Source organism: Streptomyces sp. NPDC028289 (assembly GCF_055565975.1).
This window is the reverse complement of record NZ_JBVHTI010000006.1, coordinates 68,409-89,011: the sequence shown is the minus strand read 5'-3', so window position 1 is coordinate 89,011 and position 20,603 is coordinate 68,409. Positions and strand designations below refer to the sequence as shown.

The following is a 20,603-nucleotide window of genomic DNA, read 5'->3' as shown; positions in this document are numbered from 1 at the left end:
ATTACAGACAGGATTCCTGTCAATGGTCTAGGGTGAACGCATGGTCGGTACAAAGACACGCCCCTCGCTGCTGTACATGGTCAAGCAGGTGGAGCTGGTGGTGCGCTCACACCTCGACGAGCTGGTGAAGCCCGCCGGGATCACCGCGCTGCAGTACACGGCCCTGACCGTCCTGGAGCGCCACGACGGCCTGTCGGCGGCCCAGTTGGCACGGGACTCGTTCGTCACCGCCCAGTCGATGGCCGACCTCGTGCGGTCCCTGGAGACGCGTGGGCTGATCCGGCGGGAGCGCAATCCGCGCAACCGGCGCGAGCTGCTGATCCTGCTGACCGACGCCGGGCGCGAACTGCTCACCGGGGTCGCCGGGCCGGTACGGGAGCTGGAGGAGCGGATGGTCCGCGAGCTCACCGCGCACCAGGAGGAGCAGTTCCGCCAGGCGCTGAGCAAGGCGTGGCACGCGCTCTCCTAGCTCGCCGTCCCCGCCCTCTCCCCGCCCCCGCTCCCGGCTCGCTCCGCCCGTCGCGTGGCACCGCTCCCACGTGCCCGTTCGCCGACTGTCGCGCACGCCACAGAAAATGGCGAGCCGAAGCAGCAGACATATGTCAATCGAACATGCTCAAATTCCCTCCATCGAGGGTAACTTGCAGTGCGGGGAACGGAATTGAACCGGCAGGGGTGGGAGGTGATGTCGTCGTGCGCCAGGAACCCCGGCAGGATCCCGCGCCGCTCTCCCGGCACCTGCGCGTCCACCAGGACCGTGGCCACACGGTGCTGGAGCTGCGGGGCGAGATCGACATCGCGGCGGCGACGGAGATCGCGCCCCACCTGGACCGGGTGACCGCCCAGGAGAACGCCCGGGTGGTGATCGACCTGCTGCCCGTCGAGTTCTTCGACTGCTCGGGGCTGCGGCTGCTGTACCGGGCGCGCAGCCGGGTGCTGGAGCGCGGCGGACAGCTTCAGCTGGTCTGCACCCATCCGCTGACCCTGCGGGTGCTGAAGGTGACCGGGCTGTCGCGTCTGCTGCCGCCGCGGGCGACGCTGGACGCGGCCCTGGGCCTGCCCGAGGCCACGTCCGGCACCTTGTGACAGCCGCCCTGCGGCAACGGCTACTTGAGGATCCTCGTGACCTGACCGGCGCCGACGGTCCGCCCGCCCTCGCGGATCGCGAACTTCAGGCCCTCCTCCATCGCGATCGGCTGGATCAGCCGGACGTGCACGGTGGTGTTGTCGCCCGGCATCACCATCTCGGTGCCCGGAGGCAGGGTGACGACGCCGGTCACGTCGGTGGTGCGGAAGTAGAACTGGGGACGGTAGTTCTCGAAGAACGGGGTGTGCCGGCCGCCCTCGTCCTTGGAGAGGATGTAGGCGCGGGCCTCGAACTCCACGTGCGGGGTGACCGATCCGGGTTTGATGACGACCTGGCCGCGCTCGACGTCGTCGCGCTTGATTCCGCGCAGCAGCAGGCCGACGTTCTCCCCGGCCCGGCCCTCGTCGAGCAGCTTCCTGAACATCTCGACGCCGGTGACCGTGGTCCGCGTCTTCTGCGGGTGGATGCCGATGATCTCGACCTCGCTGTTGACCCGCAGCACACCGCGCTCGATCCGGCCGGTGACGACGGTCCCGCGGCCGGTGATGGTGAAGACGTCCTCGATGGGCATCAGGAACGGCCGGTCCACGTCCCGCACCGGCTCGGGCACGAACTCGTCGACGGCGTCGAGGAGTTCGAGGAGCGCCGCGGTCCACTGCGGGTCGCCCTCCAGGGCCCTGAGCGCGGAGACCTTGACCACCGGGACGTCGTCGCCGGGGAACTCGTACTCGGTCAGCAGCTCGCGCACCTCCAGCTCCACCAGTTCCAGGATCTCCTCGTCGTCGACCATGTCGGTCTTGTTGAGGGCGACGACGATGTACGGCACGCCCACCTGACGGGCCAGCAGCACGTGTTCCTTGGTCTGCGGCATCGGCCCGTCGGTGGCGGCCACCACCAGGATCGCCCCGTCCATCTGGGCGGCCCCGGTGATCATGTTCTTGATGTAGTCGGCGTGGCCTGGGCAGTCGACGTGCGCGTAGTGCCGGCGTTCGGTCTGGTACTCGACGTGCGCGATGGAGATGGTGATGCCGCGCTGGCGCTCCTCGGGCGCCTTGTCGATCTGGTCGAACGGCGTGAAGGGGTTGAGCTGGGGGAACTTGTCGTGCAGCACCTTGGTGATGGCCGCGGTGAGTGTCGTCTTGCCGTGGTCGATGTGCCCGATGGTGCCGATGTTCACATGTGGTTTCGTCCGCTCGAACCTGGCCTTCGCCACTGGGGGCCTCCTGATCGCGTCGGTGCCGCCGAGCGCGGTTCAGCGCTACAACTCCTCCTTCCTGTCTAGAGGTTGCGCGGCTCGTCGAACAGGGCGCTCACGGACTCACCGTTGTGAATACGGCGTACGGCCTCCGCCAGCGCCGGGGCGATGGACAGGATCCGCAGCTTGTCGGTGTGCTCCTCGGCGGGCACCGGCACGGTGTTGGTGCAGACGATCTCCAGCACGTCGGGCTGCTCGCTCAGCCGCTTGAGCGCCCCGGCCGCGAACAGGCCGTGGGTGCAGGCGATCCGGATCGACCGCGGGGGACCCAACTCCCGGATCTTCTCGAGCAGTTCGACGACGGTGCTGCCCTTGGCGATCTCGTCGTCGAGCACGATGACGTCCCGGTCGGCCACCTCGCCGATCACCGAGCTGATGGTGACCCGGTCGTCCGGGTAGCGCTGCTTGGCGCCGGCCGCCACCTGGGCGCCGATCAGCCGGGCGAAGGCGGCGGCCTCCTTGGCATTGCCGAGGTCGGGCGAGACGACGGTGGTGCGCGACAGGTCGTACCGCCGGAAGTGCGCCGCCAGCTCGCGCAGCGCGTGCAGGTGGTCGACCGGCACCGAGAAGAAGCCGTGCACCTGCGGGGCGTGCAGGGTCATGGCGAGGACCCGGCTCGCACCGGCGGCCACCAGCAGGTCGGCGACCAGGCGGCCGCCGAGCGAGATGCGCGGGGCGTCCTTCTTGTCGGAGCGGGCGTAGGAGTAGTGCGGCATGACGACGGTGATCCGGCCCGCGGAGGCACCGCGGGCCGCGTCGCACATCAGCAGCAGTTCCACCAGGTGCTCCTGCACCGGCCGGACCAGCGGCTGGATCAGGAAGACGTCCCGCTCCCGGCAGTTGGCCTGGAGCTGCACCTCCAGGCAGTCGTTGGCGAACCGGCTGACCCGCGTCGGGCTGAGCGGCACCCCGAGGTGCGCGCAGACCTCCTCGGCCAGCTCGGGGTGGGCGCTGCCGCTGAAGACGGCGATGTCTCGCACGATCCGCTCCTCGCATGATCAATACGGGCTACGGGTTCATGCTACGGACCGTGCCGCTCTCACCACGGCACGGGTGTGCCGTCCCAGGAGAAGAACCGGCCGGTGGGGCCGTCGTCGGGCAGCAGCGCCAGCCGTACGGCACCCCGCGCGCCCTCGGCCGGATCGCCGCCGCCGAGGGCCGCGCCGGGCACCAGGTCGGTGGCCCGCCGCCCCGGGGCCAGGGCGTTCACCTTGAATCCGGCCTCGGCCAGCTCCTGGGCGTACAGGACGGTCAGCGCGTTCAGCGCGGTCTTGGACGAGCGGTAGGCGGCGGACCTGGGGACGCCCTCGGCGAACTGCGGGTTGGGCCGGGTACTCCAGGTGAGGGACGCGGTACCGCTGGTGACGTTCACGACGCGCGGGTGGGCGGAGCGGCGCAGGGCGGGGAGGAAGGCGTTGGTGACGGCGACGACGCCGAAGACGTTGGCCTCGTACGTCCGCCGGAAGTCCTCGACGCCGGTCTCCGAGGGGGTGCCGGTCACCGGCTGGACACCCGCGTTGTTGACCAGGACGTCGAGGCGGTCCACGTCGGTGGCCGCCCGCTCGACGCTGCCGGGGTCCGTGACGTCGAGCACCAGGAGCCGTGCGTTCGCGCCGATCTCCGCCACGGCCCGCGCGCCGCGCTCGGCATCCCGGGACCCGACGTGGACCTGGCAGCCCTCCTCGGCCAGCAGCCTGGCGATGTGGAAGCCGATGCCTTTGTTGGCACCGGTGACGAGTGCTGTGCGATCGTTCATGTCAGCCACGGTCCCCCGGCCGCGTCCGCCCTGCCAGGGACCACCTGTACCAGGCGGACCGAGGAGAGGACGGCGGCATGGCGAGGCAGGAACTGGCCCGCTTCCTGCGCGAGCGCCGGGCGGGACTGCGCCCGCAGACGGTGGGCCTGCCGCCGGGCACCGACCGCCGCACCCCCGGGCTGCGCCGCGAGGAGGTCGCCGAGCTCGCCCACATGTCGGTCGACTACTACATCCGGCTCGAGCAGGCCCGCGGCCCCCGCCCCTCCCCGCGCGTCCTGGACGCCCTGGCCGGGGCGCTGCGGCTGGCCCCCGCCGAGCGCAGCCACCTCTTCCGGCTGGCCGGCTCGGCCGCGCCGCCGCCCGGCAGCGCGGCGGTACGGCGGGTACGACCGCACGTGGCCCGCCTGCTGGAGCGGCTTCCCGACACCGCCGCGATCGTCACCGACGCGGCCTACGGTCTGGTGGCCTGGAACCCCCTCGCCCAGCTGCTGTTCGGCGGCGATCTCGGCCACGGCACGACCAACCTGGCGCGGCGGCGCTTCCTCGGCCAGGGGCGGATGCACGAGAGCTCCAGTGCCGAGGAGACCGGGCACATCGTGGTGGCCCGGCTGCGGCGGGCCGCCGAACGCTATCCGCACGATGCTCAACTCGCCGTGCTGCTGGGTGAGTTGCGCGCGGGAAGCGAGGACTTCCGGCGGATCTGGGCGACCCATCCGGTACACGCCCCCGGACACCGCACCAAGGTCCTCGACCATCCGGAGCTGGGGCGGCTGCGGCTGAACTGCGACGTCCTGCTGGTGCCGGAGGACGACCAGGAGGTCGTCCTGGTCACCGCGGACCCGGGTTCGGCGTCGGCACGCCGGATCGCGGAGCTGGCCGCGGGCGCCTGACCCGCCTTCGGGCGCGCTGGTCGCGGGCGGCCGTCGGCCACGTTTCGGCACCGCGTGTATCAGTCCTGCCTCAGCTGTCTCAATCGGCCGACAACGCGGTCTGGCAGGGCTGTTGGCGGGCATTCGTGTCCTTGGAAAGGAGGACCGTCACATGGCGAGTTCCACCAAGGAGAGCAAGGCGAGCTCCACTCAGGAGGCTCCCGTCACGGCCCGGCCCCGGCGCATGCCCGGCTGGGCGAAACTGGTCACCGCGCTGGTGCTGGTGCTCGTGGTGCTGTTCGCCGGGATCAAACTGGCGGTGCTGCCCGGGATCAAGGACCTGTTCGGCACGGAGACCCGCGACAACACCGGCCCGGCGCTTCTCAAGTCCATCCAGGACATGAGCCGTTACGACGCGGCCTCCGGCAACTTCCAGGTCGTCGTGGACCTGGAGAAGGACGCCAAGTACCTGCCCAGCGCGATCCGCGGCACCCGCACCCTGTACGTCGGCGCGGGCACCGTCGACTCCTACGTCGACCTCGGCAAGATCGCCCAGAAGGACGTGACGGTCAACGGCGACCGCACCGAGGCCACCATCCGGCTGCCGCACGCCCAGCTCGGCAAGGCGACGCTGGACCCCGACCACTCCTACGCCGTGTCCAAGCAGCGCGGCCTGTTCGACCGGCTCGGCGACCTGTTCTCCGACAACCCCAACAGCGAGCAGGCGGTGCAGAAGCTGGCCGTGAAGCACATCGACACCGCGGCCAAGGACAGCGGGCTGACCACCCGGGCCGAGACCAACACCACCGACATGCTGGAGGGGCTGCTGCACTCCCTCGGTTTCACGGAGGTGCACGTGTCCTACGGGACGGTCTGACCCACGCCGGGTGATCAACCGCCCAGCACCCCCGGCGCCGCCAGTGCCCCGAGCGCGGCGGCGCCGACCAGCAGCCAGGCCACGTAGTCCCCGACGTGCCCGGACTGCAGGCGGCGTACCGGCAGCGCCAGGCCCTTCGGCACGAGCAGGCCGGGCCGGGTGACCGCGAGCGCGGCCAGGCCGAGGGCCAGGAGGGTGGAGAGGCAGCCCAGCAGGACCCCGGTCGCCGTCCAGTGCGCGGCGGCCGGGGCACCGCCGGAACCGGCCCGGGTCACGGCACGGGCCACCACCCCGGCGAAGCCCGGGGCGAGGCCGACGGCGAGGGCCCCGGCCAGCAGCACCGCGGGGACGACGGTCATCGTGTCCGGGATCCGGCCGAGCCGGCCCTCGGTCTCGGGCTCCTCCCCGGACCCGGTGGTCTCGTAGGTGTCACCCCGCGGCGGCCTGGCACCGAGGCCGAGGAACACCCGGGCCGCGACACGCAGCACCGCCCCCGCCGTCACCGCCGACACGACGACGTAGAGCACGGTCAGCGGGGAGCCCACCGCCTCCTCGGCGACCGACTTGCCGAGCCCGGTGCCGAATGGCGGCAGTCCCGCGAGCGCCAGCCCGCCGAGCCCGAACAGCACGCCCACCGTGCGCAGTTCCCTGGCCCGGCCGTGCAGCGCGCGTTCGTCGACGTTGCCGTAGCGGTCCAGGAGAATGCCCGCACAGGCGAACAGGGCAGCCTTCACCCCGGCGTGCCCGAGGAGGTACAGGGCGACCCCGGCGTCGCCCTCCGGGGTGAGGACACCCAGGCCGACGAGGAACAGGCCGGTGTGCGCGATGGTGGAGAAGGCGAGCAGCCGCTTGATGTGCCGCTGGTGCCAGCACATGAACGCGCCGAGCGCGGCCGTGCACACCCCGAGGACGACCAGCGCCCGCTCCAGGTCCGCCGCCGGGATGCCGCCGGGTCCGGCGAAGACCGTGCCGTACACCCGCCAGACGCCGTAGGCGCCGAGTTCGACCATGACCCCGGACAGCAGCATGCAGACCGGGGTGGGCGCCACCGCGTGGGCGTCGGGGAGCCAGAAGTGGAAGGGGGCGGCGGCGGCCTTGACCAGCAGCGCGGTGAGGACCAGCACGAAGGCGGCGAGGACCAGGGCGTCCGGGCGGCCGTGGGCGTCCAGACCACGGCCGATCTCCGACATGGACAGTTCGCCGGTGCGGGCGTACAGCAGGCCGATCCCCAACAGCATGGCGTACGCGCCCAGGGAGTTGACCACGCCGAAGGTGAGCGCGCCCTGCACGGCCTTCGCCTCGTCGATGCGGTAGCCGGTCAGTACGTAGGCGACGACGCTCATCAGCTCGAAGAACACGAAGGCGTTGAACAGGTCGCCCGCGATCGCGAACCCGCACATCCCGGCCTGGAAGACCAGCATCAGCGCCGGGTACGAACCCGCGTGCCGACTCGGCGGCTCCGCGAAGTAGCGCCAGGAGTAGGCCAGGGCGGCCAGCGTCAGCAGGGAGACCAGGGCGGCCATGCCGAGGGCCGGTCCGTCCCCGATGACCAGGATCCCGACGCTCTCCCCGTGGACCGGCCGCCAGCCGCCCACCCACTCGGTCATCGGGGGCGAGCAGTTCAGCAGCAGGACCAGGGCGAGGGCGCAGGTGCCCGCGCTGACCGCGCAGGCGAAGCTCTCGGCGACGACCCTGGGCAGCCTGCGGCCGGCGGCCACCAGCAGGGTGGCGGCGAGCAGGGGGCCGGCCGTGAGCAGCGGAAGCAGGTGGTGCATCAGCCGCGCAGCTCCGTCAGTTCGTCGGGGTCGACCGTGCCGTGCCGCTTGGCGACCTGGAGGACGAGCGCGAGCAGCAGCGCGGTGACGGTCGCGCCCACGACCACGTCGGTGAGGGCGAGAGCCTGCACGACCGGGTCGACCAGCGGCCGGGTGCCCGGCTTCAGGTCGGAGAGGACAGGTGCGGTGCCGCCGTCGCGATAACCGACGGCGAGCAGCAGGACGTACGTCGACGACTGGACGACGGCCAGACAGCCGACGGCGTGGATCAGGTTCCGGCTGGTGGCCAGGCCGTAACAGCCCGTCAGGAAGATCCAGACGGCGACCAGATAGGGGAAGACGTGCATCACGGAGTGCGTCACTGCGGGCTCAACTCCCGTTCTCCTCCTCGATCTCGACGGCCTGGTCGAGGAAGCGGGCGAGCAGGACCACGACCGCGCTCGCCACCTCCATACCGATGGCCGCGTTCAGCAGGGGGACCAGGCCTCCGGAGGACAGCGTGTTGAAGGTGCCGTACGGCAGCAGGGTGTTGGCGAGGAAGGCGGTGCCGGCCAGCACCCCGGCGAGGCCGAGGACCAGGTAGGAGCAGGCCGCGAGGGAGTCGGTGACCTCGAAGACGCCGATCGGGCGGACGCGTTCGAGGGCGCCGTAGTCGGCGCCGAGGTACAGCAGGTGCAGGGCGGTCGCGGCGACGACCCCGCCCTGGAAGCCCCCGCCGGGGCTGAGCTGGCCGTGCGCGATGATGTACAGGCCGGTGACCAGGGCGACGGGGAGCACCAGCAGGGCATATCGGCGGACCGGCAGCACCACTTCGGTGGGCTGCGGGCGATCCCGGTGTTCGTCCCGGTTCTGGCGGAGCAGGACCACGCAGCCGAGGACGGCGGCGAAGAGGATGCTCATCTCGCCCAGGGTGTCGTAGGCACGCTGGTCGAAGTTGACGGAGGAGATGACGTTGGCGGTGTGCCGGGCGAGGGAGGCGCGCACGGCACGGTCGCCGTAGGGGTGGCGGGTGCCGCCGAAGCCGGGCAGGTCGAAGCAGGCCGCGACCAGCAGCGCCGCCACGCCCGCACCGCCGATCGCCAGCACCCGGAGCCTGAAGGAGCGGCTCACTTCTCGCCTTCCCTCCCGCGCCGTCGCACCTTGCGCACTGACAGCATGATCAGCAGCGGGGTCAGGGCGGAGCCGACGGCGAGCTGGGAGAGGCCGACGTCGGGGGCCTGGAGCACGGTGAAGACGACGCCGAGGAACAGGCCGAGCAGCGACAGCACCAGGGCCTGGCGGGCCGGGTCCCGGACCGCCACGGCCGCGGTCGCCGCTCCCGCGGTGAGCAGCAGGGCCACGACGATCACCGCGTCAGCCACCGCGCACCCCCCGGAAGCCGCCGGACAGCGCCCGGGAGGCGACCACGTTCCCGCCGGTCAGCAACGCCCCGACGACCAGGAGTTTCACCATCGCCCGGCCCGGCCCGGCCGCCACGCACAGGGCGACCACGACGGCCGCGTCCACGCCGACCGTCGTCCAGGTCAGGCCCCAGGCGGCAGCTTGGTCGTCCGTCAGGTCGTCGGCGAGCAGCCGGGCGAAGACGAGGGTGCCGACCGGGCCCAGCACGGCCAGCAGCAGGCCGAGGTCGACGTAGGACGTACGGTCGTAGCCCTGGGCGAGCAGCAGCAGGCTCGCACAGACCACCGAGGTGGAGAGGTTCTGGGCGACCACGCGGCGGCTCAGCGGGCCGGTGGCCACGCCCCACAGGGCGGTGCCCGCGCCCCCCGCCAGCAGCACGGTCGCCGCCAGGATCCAGCCGTTCACCGCCAGTTCACCGCCCGCCGGCCGGCCCGCGCCACCAGCGCACCGATCGCCGCCGCGCTCGCGCCGACGATCCGCTCCAGGGTGTCGACGGTACTGATGAACGCCAGCCAGAGCAGGGCGAGTACGGCCCACCACGCCAGCAGTTCGGCCGCGGCGCCGAGCGCCGTACGCCTGGTCATACGCCGCCTCCTCGGTCGCCGCGCGGCACGATGTCCGATTCGCCGCTTCTTCGCCGCTTGTGCATCCAAGCATCGCGACCGTCGCCGGGAGCGGCGGCACGCGGGAACGCACCCGGAGTGCCCAGGGAGCGCACCCGGAAACCAGCGATCTGCTCCGGTCGCCGTCCGGGCTCCGGCATCGCCCCGCGTTTCGGGGGTAACTGGCTTACCACGCCGCAAGGTTGGAGAGTGGAGGACTCAATGGCCAGCGCCGCCTCGCGCCTGCGCATCACCAAAGGCGAGAGCACCGAGGAGACGAAGAAGAACGGGGACACCGGCACGAGGGCGAGGCTGTTGAGCAGGGTCGCACGCGTCGTCGGCATCCGCGGCGACCAGCCGGGCGCCGCCGCGAAGGGGGACGGCTCCACCGGGCCGGCGAACGCCGGAAGGAAGGGCGTCATCGGCAGGTTGCGCGGTTCCCGCGCTGCGGGCGGCGCAGCCGGTCCGGGCGCCACGGCCGAGCCTGCGGCCGCCGGGAAGAAGGGCTTCCTCGGCAGGTTGCGCGGCTCCGGCGCGGCGGGCGGCGCGACAGGGCCGGCCGCCAGGAAGTCCGGGACCGGCAGGAAGGGCGCAGCGGGAACGGGGGGCTCCGCAGGCAAGGCGGGCACGTCCGCGGCCAGGACCGGCACCGAGCGTCGCCCGCTCCCCCTCCCCCTGCGGTTGCTGGCCATGGCCTGCGCCTTCGCCGCGATGGTGGCCTTCGCCGTCGTGCTGGCCGATCTGACCCTGGATCCGTCCCCGGCCTCCGTGTCGATCGCCCACACCAACCTGCATCCCGGCGCCACCCTCAAGATCTATCTGGATCAGCCCGCGTTCCGTGACGCCGTGAAGCAGATCGGCGGGAACGTCCTGCTCGGCGTTCCGTTCGGGATACTCGTGCCGGTCCTCGCGCCCCGTGCCCGGGGCGTGCTGCGGGTGCTGCTGCTCACCGCGGTCGTGATGCTGCTGGTGGAGATGGCACAGGGCGCGCTGGTCACGGGCCGGGCGTTCGACGTGGACGACGTCATCCTCAACACCACGGGAGCGCTGGTCGGTTGGCTGCTGCTGGGCCGCCGGCTCGGTCGCGCGGTGCACGCCCGCAAGCGCAAGGCGTAACCCGCGGGGCGGCCTCCCGGGGAGGCCGCCCCGCCGTCCGATACTGGTCCGTACCAAGGTATTGACGGGTCACTTATCTCATCTCTTAAATCAAGAGGCGACGCCTTCACCCCCCACCCCGGCCGGCTGCCTCCCCGCGCCCGGCCGCCGTACGGAAGGAAGAGCCGTGGCCTCCCCACGATTGCTCCGCAGATGCCTCTTCGCAGCGCTCTCCGCCGCGTTGGTCGCGACGGCCGCCGTCGGTCCCGCGCGGGCAGCGTCCGCGTCCGCCGACGCGAGCGCGGCCGCCGTGACCTTCTCCGACACCTTCGACGGGGCCGCCGGTTCGCCCGTCGACTCCTCGAAGTGGACGCTGGAGACCGGCGACAACGTCAACAACCACGAGCGCGAGTACTACACCTCGGGCACCGGCAACGCCGCCCTCGACGGCCAGGGGCACCTGGTCATCACGGCCAGGAAGGAGAACCCCGCCAACTACCAGTGCTGGTACGGCACCTGCCAGTACACCTCGGCCCGGATGAACACCTCCGGGAAGTTCAGCGCCCAGTACGGGCACGTCGAGGCCCGGATGAAGATCCCGCGCGGGCAGGGCATGTGGCCGGCCTTCTGGATGCTCGGCACCGACATCGGGTCGGTCGGCTGGCCGAACTCCGGTGAGATCGACGTGATGGAGAACGTCGGCTACGAGCCGTCGACCGTGCACGGCACCATCCACGGCCCCGGCTACTCCGGCTCCAACGGGATAGGCGCGGCCTACTCGCTGCCGAACGGCCAGGCCTTCGCGGACGGCTTCCACACCTTCGCGGTCGACTGGGCACCCAACTCGGTCAAGTGGTCGGTGGACGGCACCGTCTACGAGACCCGCACCCCCTCCGACGTGGGCGGCAACACCTGGGCGTTCAACAAGCCGTTCTTCCTGATCCTGAACCTGGCCGTGGGCGGCTACTGGCCGGGCGACCCGGACGGCTCCACCGCCTTCCCGGCGCAGCTGGTCGTGGACTCGGTGTCGGTGACGACCAGCGACAGCGCGACCGGCGTCGCGATCAAGGGCCTGGCCGGCAAGTGCGTGGACGTGGCCGGGGCGAACACCGCCAACGGCACGCCCGTGCAGCTCTACGACTGCAACGGCACCGCCGCCCAGCAGTGGACCGTCGGCAGCGACGGCACCGTCCGCGCGCTCGGCAAGTGCCTGGACGTCACCGGCGGCGGCACGGCGGACGGCACGGCCGTCCAGCTCTACGACTGCAACGGCACCGCCGCCCAGCAGTGGGCCGTCTCCTCCGCGCACGACATCGTGAACCCCCAGGCGAACAAGTGCCTGGACGCCACCGGCAACAACTCGGCCAACGGCACCCGGCTGCAGATCTGGACCTGCTCGGGCGGCGCCAACCAGAAGTGGACGGTCGGCTGAGAGCAGCGCTCTCCCGCTAGCGGCGGGACGGGCGGGGCGTCCAGGTGAACTTGTCCCCGCCCACCCAGCGGACCACGTCCGGGTCGTCCAGGTCGTGGACCCGGATCCCGCAGGACGCGGCAACCTCCAGCACGTCCGTGACGGTGCGCGCCTGGCAGACCACCTCTCCGTCGATCTCCACGATGCGGAAGGGCGGGGTGCCGGGCTTGCCGGTCATGACCCCGAGCACCAGGATCCGCGGCTGGGAGATGTACGGGCTCGCTATCTCGGTCATGCAATCGAGGGTAGATCTCCCCGGGCGGAAGTGACCGGCCTGAGTCACCCTGACGGTGGAGGTGGCCATGGACCCCGTCGAGGCGCTGGAACGCATCGCCTTCCTGCTGGAACGGTCGCGGGCACCCACCTACCGGGTGCGTGCGTTCCGCACCGCCGCAAGGGTCCTGGCCGCCCTGCCCGCCGACGAGGTCGCCGCGCGGGCCCGGGCCGGAACCCTGGAATCGCTGCGCGGTGTGGGCCCGAAGACGGCCCGGGTGGTCCTCGAATCGCTGGCCGGAGATTTGCCCGGATATTTGCGCGGTCTTGAGGAGGAGACGGCCGAACCGGCGACCGGTCCCGGGTCCGGGCTGCGGGAGCTGCTGCGCGGGGACTGCCATCTGCACTCGGACTGGTCCGACGGGGGCAGCCCGATCGAGGAGATGGGCCGCACGGCGGCGGCCCTCCGGCACGAGTGGGCGGTGCTCACCGACCACTCCCCCAGGCTCACCGTGGCGCGCGGGCTGTCCCCGGAGCGGCTGCGCGAGCAGCTGGCCGTGGTGGCCCGGCTCAACGCCTCCTGGGCGCCGTTCCGGCTGCTCACCGGCATCGAGTGCGACATCCTGGAGGACGGCTCGCTGGACCAGGAGCCGGAGCTGCTGGAGCGGCTCGACGTGGTCGTCGTCTCGGTCCACTCCAAGCTGCGGATGGACGCCCGCTCGATGACCCGGCGCATGGTGAGGGCCGTCCGCGATCCGCACGCCGACGTCCTCGGCCACTGCACGGGCCGCCTGGTCACCGGGCGGGGGCGGCCGGAGTCCGAGTTCGACGCGGACGAGGTGTTCGCCGCCTGCGCCGAGTCCGGCACGGCCGTGGAGATCAACAGCCGCCCGGAGCGGCTCGACCCGCCCCGCCGGCTGCTGCGCCGGGCCGTCGCCGCCAGGGTGCTGTTCTCGATCGACACCGACGCCCACGCCCCCGGCCAGCTGGACTGGCAGATCCTCGGCTGCGCCCGGGCCGAGGAGTGCGCGGTGCCCGCCGACCGGGTGGTGACCACCTGGTCCGCGCAGGAGCTGCTGGCCTGGACCCGGGAGGGACGGGTTCCGGCGCGCGTGACCGGCGTCTGACGAGGTACCCGGTGCCTGGGGCCGAACGACAGGAAGGGGCGCCGAGCGATGGACCGGGCTGCCGTGTTCGACGTCGACGGGACGCTCGTCGACACCAACCACCTGCACGTCACCACCTGGTGGGAGGCCTTCAGGCAGGCCGGTCACCGGGTCACCATGAACGCCGTGCACCACTCCGTCGGGCTCGGCTCCGGCGACCTGATCGCCCATCTCCTCGGCGAGGACCGCGACCGGAGCCAGGACGACGAGCTCAACGCCACGCACACCGCGCTGTACGGGCAGTTCTTCGACCGGCTGGCACCGCTGCCGGGCGCCGGCGAGCTGCTGCGGCGCCTGCACCGGGACGGCTGGCGGGTGGTGCTCGCCACCTCGGCGAGCGGCCCCGAGCTGGCCGCGCTGCGCCGCGCGATCGACGCCGACGACGCGATCGCCGGCACCGCGAGCGCCGACGACGTGGCCCGGGGCAAACCGGCGCCGGAGCCGGTGGAACACGCCCTGGAGCTGGCCGGGGTGCCGGCGGACCGGGCGGTGTTCGTCGGGGACACGGTGTGGGACATGCGGGCGGGCACCAAGGCCGGGGTGCGCTGTGTGGGGGTGCTGTGCGGCGGGATCCCGCGCTCGGACCTGGTGGCCGCCGGGGCGGAGGAGATCTACGCCGACCCCGCCGACCTGCTCGGTTCGCTGGCGGAGAGCCCGTTCTCCGCCGGGTGACGGCCGGGTGACGCGCATCACGTACCGGGCCGGAGCAGCCGGGGGTGGTTGTCCGTTGAAGCAGCCGTGGGTGCGGATGGGACAGTGTCCCCGGGCCTCACCTTTTGCCCACAGGGACGATCGTTCGGCTGAAGCCCTGTGGAGCGTTTCGCCGAGAGGCGACCGCCATCCGTGCCCACCACCTGGCCGCCCCGGCCGCGAATCCCCCGTCGCGGCCGGGGCTTTCCCCTGTTCGGGGCGGCTCCGGACACCCCGGGATCACCCGCTTGACTTCGAGCGCACTCCAATTCGTAGCGTTCGGGTCATGAGCGCTACGACACCTCAGCACAAGATCGGTTCCGGCTTCAGCGCGGACAGCACCGCCGACGAGGTCCTGGCCGGACTCGACCTCGGCGGCCGGCTCGCGATCGTCACCGGCGGTTACTCCGGGATCGGACTGGAGACCACCAGGGCCCTCACCAAGGCCGGCGCCCACGTCGTCGTCCCCGCACGGCGCGTCGAGGCCGGACGCGAGGCGCTGGCCGGCCTCGACGGGGTCGAGGTGGACGAACTGGACCTCGGTGACCTGGAGAGCGTGCGCGGCTTCGCGGAGCGGTTCCTGGCCTCCGGGCGGACCGTCGACTTCATGATCGACAGCGCGGGGATCATGGCCTGCCCGGAGACCCGCGTCGGGCCCGGCTGGGAAGCCCAGTTCGCCACCAACCACCTCGGGCACTTCGCCCTCGTCAACCGGCTCTGGCCCGCCCTGGAGCCCGGCGGCGCCCGGGTCGTGTCGGTCTCCTCGCGCGCCCACCACTTCTCCGGCATGCGCTGGGACGACGTCCAGTGGCGGCACGGCTACGACAAGTGGGAGGCGTACGGCCAGGCCAAGACCGCCAACGTCCTGTTCGCCGTGCACCTCGACCGGCTGGGCCGGGACTCGGGCGTGCGGGCCTTCGCCCTGCACCCCGGCGGCATCATGACCCCGCTCCAGCGGCACATCCCCCTCGCGGAGAAGATCGAGCGCGGCTGGGTGGACGAGCAGGGCAACCTGCTGGAGGTCGCGGGCATGAAGACACCCCAGCAGGGCGCGGCCACCCAGACCTGGGCGGCCGCCTCCGCGCAGCTGGCGGACCTGGGCGGGGTGTACCTGGAGGACTGCGACATCGCCGAGCCCGCCGCGGAGGGCGAGCAGACCGGAGTGAAGGCCTGGGCCGTCGACCCGGAGCAGGCCGCCCGGCTGTGGGACCTGTCGGCGGAGCTGACGGGCGTGAACGCGTTCGCCTGAGGGACCGAGGGGTTCGAAACGCCGCCCCCGCGGAGCCTCAGGAGCCGGTGGCCGGCTGTACGGCCTCGGCGTGCTCCCGCTGCCGCTGCGGGACCACCGTGTACTTCGGGTCCTCGGCCGACGCCACGCCCGCCGCGAACACGCCGAACCGCGTGCACACCGAACCGGCCAGCAGGGCGAGCCCCGAGGCGGCCGCGGGCACCCGGCGGCCGCCGAGCACGACGGCTCCCAGCGCGCCGCCCGCGGTGAGATACCGCGCGGCCCGCAGCAGGGTCCCGGCACGCCCTTCCTGCCAGGTCTCGGCGACCAGGCCCAGCCGCCGCTCCGCGGCCCGCTCCGCCGCCGCGTCCGCCAGCGCCGCCAGCCCGGCGGCACAGCGCGCGGGCGCGTTCTCCCGGGTGGGCCCGGTCACCAGGGCCATACCGGCCGCCGCGGCCGTGGCGGAGGCGGCGAAGAGGTACGGCAGTTCACGGTGGGCGTCATGCCAGGCCGGTACGGCGGTGTCGGCGGCCAGCACCCCGGTGTACGTGGCGACGGCCGGTCCGAGCAGCCCCGCCGCGCCGGTTGCCGCGCCCCCTAGCCGCGGCAGCCGGCCGGTGACGGCGCTCGCGGCGGCCGCACCCGCCGCGGGCCCGTAGGCCCCGAGCAGCCAGGAGCCCATGCTCATCGGTGAGGTGGGCTTGAACACCCGCAGCATGTTCGCGAACCGGCCCGGCCTGCCCAGGTCGTGGATCAGTGCGGCGGCCGACAGGGAGACGGCGGCCAGCGACGACACCTTCAGCGTCGTGGCGGTCGCCGTACGGCCGGTCAGGTGCGCGCCGGCCGCGAGGACCGACCCGGCGCCCGCCAGCCCGCCGAGGAAGAAGTACCCGGCGATGTCGGGGGCGGCCCAGGACGGCGGCTTGATGACCGGGCGGCCGTAGTAGGACCCGAACTCCGCGCGGGGAACCACCGGTCGCTCACCCCGGCCGCCCCGGCCACGCCGCCTGCGCCCGCCGCGCTCCGGCACCCTCATCGCCTGCTCCCTCCTGCCGTGGCCGCGAAGCAGGCGGCCACGCCGCCCAGCAGGGACAGAGCGGCGACGCCCGCGTGCTTCCACATGGCGGGCAGGTCGCGGGTGGTGACCACGGGAGCCGGGGGCAGTCCGTACACCTCGGGTTCATCCAGCAGCAGGAAGAACGCGCCGTCGCCGCCGACCCCGTCGTCCGGGTCGTGGCCGTACAGCCGGGCGCCGGCGACGCCCTGTTCGTGCAGCTGGTCGACGCGCAGGGCGGCCCGTTCGCGCAGTTCGTCGAGAGGGCCGAACTGGATGGACTCGGTCGGGCAGGCCTTGGCACAGGCCGGTTCCTGTCCCGCGCCGAGCCGGTCGTAGCACAGGGTGCACTTGAACACCCGCCCGTCGGCGGGCCGTTGCTCGATGACGCCGTACGGGCAGGCGGGCACGCAGTAGCCGCAGCCGTTGCAGATGTCCTCCTGGACGACGACGGTCCCGAACTCGGTGCGGAACAGCGAGCCGGTGGGGCAGACGTCGAGGCAGGCGGCGCTGGTGCAGTGCTTGCAGACGTCGGAGGACATCAGCCAGCGCAGGTCACCGCCGCCGTCGCCGCCCCCGGACCCGCCGTCCACCAGCGGGAGTTCGGTTCGGCCGTCCGGGCGCGGCTGTTCGATGAAGGCCACGTGCCGCCAGGTGGAGGCGCCGAGCGCACCCGTGTTGTCGTACGACATGCCGGTCAGGGAGAGGCCGTCCTCGGGGATGGCGTTCCACTCCTTGCAGGCGACCTCGCAGGCCTTGCAGCCGATACAGACGGAGGTGTCGGTGAAGAACCCGACGCGGTCCTCGGTCACTTGCGCACCTCCGTTCCGGTGGCCGCGGTGATGCCGGCCCGTCTGCGGTACTCGGCGACCAGCTTCGGCAGGCCGGGACCGCGGGGGCGGCGGCCGGCCAGGATGTCGGCGGAGAGCGCCTTGTCCTCCTGGATGTGGGCGTTGGGGTCGAGGGCGATGGCCACCAGCTCGTTGGCCGCGTCGCCGCGCGCCACTCCGTTGGGCCCCCAGTGGAAGGGCAGGCCGATCTGATGGACGGTGCGGCCCTGGACGCGCAGCGGCCGGATGCGGTCCGTGACCAGGACCCGGGCCTCGACGGCGTTGCGGGCGGTGACGATGGTGGCCCAGCCGCCGTTCTCCAGGCCTCGTTCGCGGGCCAGCGCGGGCGAGACCTCGCAGAAGAACTCCGGCTGCAGCTCGCAGAGGTACTCCGACCACCGGCTCATGCCGCCCGCCGTGAAGTGCTCGGTGAGCCGGTGCGTGGTCACGACGTACGGGAAGACCTCGGCGCCCTTCTCGTCCCCGCTCGGGTGATAGCGGTTGCCCTCCCGCGGCAGCAGCCGACGCACCGGGCTGCGCGGGGTGGAAGGGTACAGGGCATTGGGGAACGGGGAGTCCTGGGGCTCGTAGTGGGTGGGCAGCGGGCCGTCCTCCAGACCTGCCGGGGTGTAGAGCCAGCCCTTGCCGTCGGCCTGCATGATGAACGGGTCGTCGCCGCGCAGCGCGGCCACGCCCTCGGCGTCCGCGTCGGGCTCGTAGTCGGGCGCGCGGTCGGGCACGAAGTCCGGGACGTCCCGGCCGGTCCACCTGCCCTCCTCCGGGTCCCACCAGACGTACTTCTTGCGTTCGCTCCACGGGGTGCCGTCGGGGGCGGCGGAGGCGCGGTTGTAGAGGATGCGGCGGTTGGCCGGCCAGGCCCAGGCCCATTCGGCGGCCACCCAGTCCTGCTCCCACTCGGGCTTCTTGCGGGCGGCCTGGTTGACGCCGTCAGCGTGGACACCGCAGTAGATCCAGCAGCCGCAGCGGGTGGAGCCGTCCTCCTTGAGCTCGGTGTAGGCGCTCAGCGGTGCGCCGTCGGGGCCGTGGCCGTTGATCTCGGCGAGCACGGCGTCGGCGACCGGTTCGTCCAGCTCGCCATTGACCGGGTAGTCCCAGGTCAGGTCGAGGACCGGCCGGTCCATGGGGTCGGTGGAGCCGGCCAGCTTCTCCCGGATGCGACGGCCGAGGTGGTACATGAACCACAGGTCGCTGCGGGCGTCGCCCTCGGGTTCGACGGCCGTGTGGTGCCACTGCACCCAGCGGTTGGTGTTGGTGAAGGAGCCGGACTTCTCGGTGTGGGCGGCGGCCGGGAAGAAGAACACCTCGGTGCCGATGTCCTCGGTGCGCAGTTCGCCGGTCTCGATCTCGGGGCCGTCCTTCCACCAGGTCGCCGACTCGATCAGGGAGAAGTCCCGGACCACCAGCCACTCCAGGTTGGCCATGCCGAGCCGCTGGAGACGGGTGTTGGCGGAGCCCACGGCCGGGTTCTCGCCGAGCAGGAAGTAGCCCTTGCAGTCGCCGTCGAGCTGGGCCATCACCGTGTCGTAGGTGGAGTGCGACCCGGTCAGGCGCGGGATGTGGTCGAAGCAGAAGTCGTTCTCGGGGGTGGCCGCGTCGCCGTAGTACGCCTTGAGGAGACTCACCGCGTACGCCCGCATGTTCGACCAGAAGCCCTTCACCGTCTTGCTCGCCTCGATGAAGTTGTCCAGGTTCATGTCCTCGTGGGCGTGCGGCATCGGGATGTAGCCCGGCAGCAGGTTGAACAGGGTGGGGATGTCGCTGGAGCCCTGGATGGAGGCGTGGCCGCGCAGCGCCAGGATGCCGCCGCCGGTGCGGCCGATGTTGCCGAGCAGCAGCTGGAGGACGCACGCGGCGCGGATGAACTGGCTGCCGGTGGAGTGCTGGGTCCAGCCGACGGCGTAGCAGAAGGCGCTGGTGCGGTCCCGGCCGGAGTTCGCGGTGAGGGCGTCGCAGACCTTCCGGAAGGTCTCGCGGGGGATGCCGCAGACGTTCTCGACCATCTCGGGGGTGTAGCGGGCGTAATGGCGCTTGAGGACCTGGTAGACGCAGCGCGGGTGCCGGAGCGTCTCGTCGGTGGGGGCGCGGTGGCCCGTCCGGGCACCGCCGGAGCCGTGTGCCTCGGCGCCCGCGGACTTGCTGGTGCGGTCCTCGTACAGCTCGTCGGCCTCGCCCGTCGGCTGCTGGACCTCGACACCCTCGTACTGCCAGCTGTGGGGGTCGTAGTGGGCCTTCTCCTCGTCGAGGCCGGAGAAGACGCCGTCCAGGTCCTCGGTGTCCCGGAAGTCCTCGCTGACCAGGGTGGCCGCGTTGGTGTACTTCAGGACGTACTCGCGGAAGTCCTTCTCCTCGGTCAGGACGTGGTTGATGATCCCGCCGAGGAAGGCGATGTCGGTGCCCGCGCGGATCGGGACGTACAGGTCGGCGAGGGCGCTGGTGCGGTTGAAGCGCGGGTCGACGTCGATGATCGTGGCGCCGCGCAGCTTGGCCTCCATCACCCACTGGAAGCCGACCGGGTGGCACTCGGCGAAGTTGGAGCCCTCGATGACGATGCAGTCGGCGTGCTGGAGGTCCTGCATGAAGGTGGTGGCGCCGCCGCGCCCGAAGGAGGTGCCGAGCCCGGCTACGGTGGCGCTGTGGCAGACCCGGGCCTGGTTCTCCACCTGGACCACGCCGAGGCCGGTCAGCAGCTTCTTGATGAGGTAGTTCTCCTCGTTGTCGAGGGTCGCGCCGCCGAGACTGGCGATGCCCATGGTGCGGGCGGTGCGCATGCCCTCGTACTCCCACTCCCAGGTCTCGCGCCGGGTGCGGATCACGCGGTCGGCGACCATGTCCATGGCCGTGTCCAGGTCGAGGGGCTCCCAGTCGGTGGCGCCCGGGCGCCGATGGAGGACCTGGTGTTCCCGGGCGGGGCCGGTGGTGAGCTGGAGGGTGGCCGAGCCCTTGGGGCAGAGGCGGCCGCGGCTGACCGGGGAGGCCGGATCGCCCTCGATCTGGACGACCTTCTCGTCCCGGACGTAGACCTGCTGGCCGCAGCCGACCGCGCAGTACGGGCACACCGACTTCACGACACGCTCGGCGCTCTCCGTGCGGGGGTGCAGGTTCTCGGTGTACGACGACTTGGCGGCCGCGCCCCGGCCGGTGCGGTCGGGGCCGGTGAGCTGGCGGTAGACAGGCCAGGAGCGGAGCCGGTCGGCGAGGGTCATGGCGTTCCTC

The 20,603-nt window shown here is 72.2% G+C and carries 22 protein-coding genes; 9 read left to right on the top strand and 13 right to left on the bottom strand.

The window, feature by feature from the left end; genetic code table 11:
• The first annotated feature begins 40 nt into the window (after window positions 1-40).
• Both ACZ4UV_RS29660 and ACZ4UV_RS29655 read left to right on the top strand, forming a co-directional pair.
• The gene (locus ACZ4UV_RS29660; RefSeq protein WP_451019572.1) at window positions 41-469 is read left to right on the top strand and encodes a MarR family winged helix-turn-helix transcriptional regulator; all 429 of its coding nucleotides are present in this window, start codon (window positions 41-43) and stop codon (window positions 467-469) included.
• A 224-nt stretch (window positions 470-693) separates the two neighbouring features.
• A complete protein-coding gene (locus ACZ4UV_RS29655) occupies window positions 694-1,086 on the top strand; it encodes an anti-sigma factor antagonist (protein WP_467841970.1) in 393 nt (130 codons plus the stop codon).
• Window positions 1,087-1,106: 20 nt separating this feature from the next.
• Here ACZ4UV_RS29655 and tuf read toward each other — a convergent pair whose 3' ends face one another.
• The 3 genes from tuf to ACZ4UV_RS29640 form a co-directional block, all read right to left on the bottom strand.
• The gene (gene tuf / locus ACZ4UV_RS29650) at window positions 1,107-2,300 is read right to left on the bottom strand and encodes an elongation factor Tu (RefSeq protein ID WP_467841967.1); all 1,194 of its coding nucleotides are present in this window, start codon (window positions 2,298-2,300) and stop codon (window positions 1,107-1,109) included.
• Window positions 2,301-2,365: 65 nt separating this feature from the next.
• Window positions 2,366-3,322, bottom strand: coding sequence for a ribose-phosphate diphosphokinase (locus ACZ4UV_RS29645; protein WP_390036221.1), 957 nt, complete (start codon window positions 3,320-3,322; stop codon window positions 2,366-2,368).
• Between the two features lie 59 nt (window positions 3,323-3,381).
• Window positions 3,382-4,098, bottom strand: coding sequence for an SDR family oxidoreductase (locus ACZ4UV_RS29640; RefSeq protein ID WP_451019569.1), 717 nt, complete (start codon window positions 4,096-4,098; stop codon window positions 3,382-3,384).
• Window positions 4,099-4,175: 77 nt separating this feature from the next.
• Here ACZ4UV_RS29640 and ACZ4UV_RS29635 point away from each other — a divergent pair, with 77 nt between their 5' ends.
• Both ACZ4UV_RS29635 and ACZ4UV_RS29630 read left to right on the top strand, forming a co-directional pair.
• Window positions 4,176-4,988, top strand: a complete 813-nt coding sequence (locus ACZ4UV_RS29635) for a helix-turn-helix transcriptional regulator (protein WP_451019568.1) — start codon at window positions 4,176-4,178, stop codon at window positions 4,986-4,988.
• A gap of 223 nt (window positions 4,989-5,211) precedes the next feature.
• Entirely contained in the window at window positions 5,212-5,844 is a 633-nt protein-coding gene (locus ACZ4UV_RS29630) for a DUF4230 domain-containing protein (protein WP_467842882.1), read from the top strand.
• A 14-nt stretch (window positions 5,845-5,858) separates the two neighbouring features.
• Here the strand turns inward: ACZ4UV_RS29630 and ACZ4UV_RS29625 are convergent, their stop codons facing one another.
• From ACZ4UV_RS29625 to ACZ4UV_RS29600, 6 genes are read right to left on the bottom strand one after another with little or no spacing between them, the layout of a single operon-like run.
• Window positions 5,859-7,619: a complex I subunit 5 family protein gene (locus tag ACZ4UV_RS29625; RefSeq protein ID WP_467841963.1), complete on the bottom strand. Its 1,761-nt coding sequence runs from the start codon at window positions 7,617-7,619 to the stop codon at window positions 5,859-5,861.
• Window positions 7,619-7,966 (bottom strand): sodium:proton antiporter, encoded by a 348-nt coding sequence (locus ACZ4UV_RS29620; RefSeq protein ID WP_451019580.1) that lies wholly within the window; start codon window positions 7,964-7,966, stop codon window positions 7,619-7,621. Before ACZ4UV_RS29620 ends, ACZ4UV_RS29625 begins: the two co-directional genes overlap by 1 nt.
• Window positions 7,967-7,988: 22 nt before the next feature.
• On the bottom strand, window positions 7,989-8,729 hold the full coding sequence (locus tag ACZ4UV_RS29615) for an MnhB domain-containing protein (protein WP_451019566.1): 741 nt from the start codon (window positions 8,727-8,729) through the stop codon (window positions 7,989-7,991).
• The gene (locus ACZ4UV_RS29610; RefSeq protein WP_451019565.1) at window positions 8,726-8,980 is read right to left on the bottom strand and encodes a Na(+)/H(+) antiporter subunit B; all 255 of its coding nucleotides are present in this window, start codon (window positions 8,978-8,980) and stop codon (window positions 8,726-8,728) included. Before ACZ4UV_RS29610 ends, ACZ4UV_RS29615 begins: the two co-directional genes overlap by 4 nt.
• Window positions 8,973-9,425, bottom strand: coding sequence for an MrpF/PhaF family protein (locus ACZ4UV_RS29605; protein ID WP_390036233.1), 453 nt, complete (start codon window positions 9,423-9,425; stop codon window positions 8,973-8,975). The genes ACZ4UV_RS29610 and ACZ4UV_RS29605 overlap by 8 nt, the downstream gene beginning before the upstream one ends.
• Window positions 9,422-9,604 carry a hypothetical protein gene (locus ACZ4UV_RS29600; RefSeq protein WP_451019563.1) on the bottom strand — a complete coding sequence of 61 codons (183 nt, stop codon included), beginning with the start codon at window positions 9,602-9,604 and terminating at the stop codon, window positions 9,422-9,424. Before ACZ4UV_RS29600 ends, ACZ4UV_RS29605 begins: the two co-directional genes overlap by 4 nt.
• A gap of 537 nt (window positions 9,605-10,141) precedes the next feature.
• On the opposite strand from ACZ4UV_RS29600, the gene ACZ4UV_RS29595 reads away from it, so the two are divergent.
• Together ACZ4UV_RS29595 and ACZ4UV_RS29590 are read left to right on the top strand one after the other, a co-directional pair.
• Complete coding sequence (locus ACZ4UV_RS29595; RefSeq protein ID WP_451019579.1) at window positions 10,142-10,738, top strand: VanZ family protein; 597 nt, start codon at window positions 10,142-10,144, stop codon at window positions 10,736-10,738.
• Window positions 10,739-10,904: 166 nt separating this feature from the next.
• A complete protein-coding gene (locus tag ACZ4UV_RS29590) occupies window positions 10,905-12,149 on the top strand; it encodes an RICIN domain-containing protein (RefSeq protein WP_451022811.1) in 1,245 nt (414 codons plus the stop codon).
• Between the two features lie 16 nt (window positions 12,150-12,165).
• Here ACZ4UV_RS29590 and ACZ4UV_RS29585 read toward each other — a convergent pair whose 3' ends face one another.
• The gene (locus tag ACZ4UV_RS29585) at window positions 12,166-12,423 is read right to left on the bottom strand and encodes a hypothetical protein (RefSeq protein ID WP_351486610.1); all 258 of its coding nucleotides are present in this window, start codon (window positions 12,421-12,423) and stop codon (window positions 12,166-12,168) included.
• A 67-nt stretch (window positions 12,424-12,490) separates the two neighbouring features.
• On the opposite strand from ACZ4UV_RS29585, the gene ACZ4UV_RS29580 reads away from it, so the two are divergent.
• The 3 genes from ACZ4UV_RS29580 (at window position 12,491) to ACZ4UV_RS29570 (ending at window position 15,506) form a co-directional block, all read left to right on the top strand.
• A complete protein-coding gene (locus tag ACZ4UV_RS29580; protein WP_467841957.1) occupies window positions 12,491-13,528 on the top strand; it encodes a PHP domain-containing protein in 1,038 nt (345 codons plus the stop codon).
• A 48-nt stretch (window positions 13,529-13,576) separates the two neighbouring features.
• Window positions 13,577-14,239, top strand: coding sequence for an HAD family hydrolase (locus tag ACZ4UV_RS29575; protein WP_451022809.1), 663 nt, complete (start codon window positions 13,577-13,579; stop codon window positions 14,237-14,239).
• A gap of 304 nt (window positions 14,240-14,543) precedes the next feature.
• Window positions 14,544-15,506, top strand: coding sequence for an SDR family NAD(P)-dependent oxidoreductase (locus tag ACZ4UV_RS29570; RefSeq protein ID WP_467841953.1), 963 nt, complete (start codon window positions 14,544-14,546; stop codon window positions 15,504-15,506).
• Window positions 15,507-15,543: 37 nt separating this feature from the next.
• On the opposite strand, the gene nrfD is transcribed toward ACZ4UV_RS29570, so the two are convergent.
• Genes nrfD through fdh form a run of 3 tightly spaced genes read right to left on the bottom strand, consistent with a single transcriptional unit; the run spans window position 15,544 to window position 20,593 of the window.
• Complete coding sequence (gene nrfD / locus ACZ4UV_RS29565) at window positions 15,544-16,521, bottom strand: NrfD/PsrC family molybdoenzyme membrane anchor subunit (protein ID WP_467841950.1); 978 nt, start codon at window positions 16,519-16,521, stop codon at window positions 15,544-15,546.
• On the bottom strand, window positions 16,518-17,351 hold the full coding sequence (locus ACZ4UV_RS29560) for a 4Fe-4S dicluster domain-containing protein (protein WP_451018808.1): 834 nt from the start codon (window positions 17,349-17,351) through the stop codon (window positions 16,518-16,520). Before ACZ4UV_RS29560 ends, nrfD begins: the two co-directional genes overlap by 4 nt.
• Window positions 17,348-20,593 carry a formate dehydrogenase gene (fdh, locus tag ACZ4UV_RS29555; protein ID WP_467841946.1) on the bottom strand — a complete coding sequence of 1,082 codons (3,246 nt, stop codon included), beginning with the start codon at window positions 20,591-20,593 and terminating at the stop codon, window positions 17,348-17,350. The genes ACZ4UV_RS29560 and fdh overlap by 4 nt, the downstream gene beginning before the upstream one ends.
• Window positions 20,594-20,603: the final 10 nt, after the last annotated feature.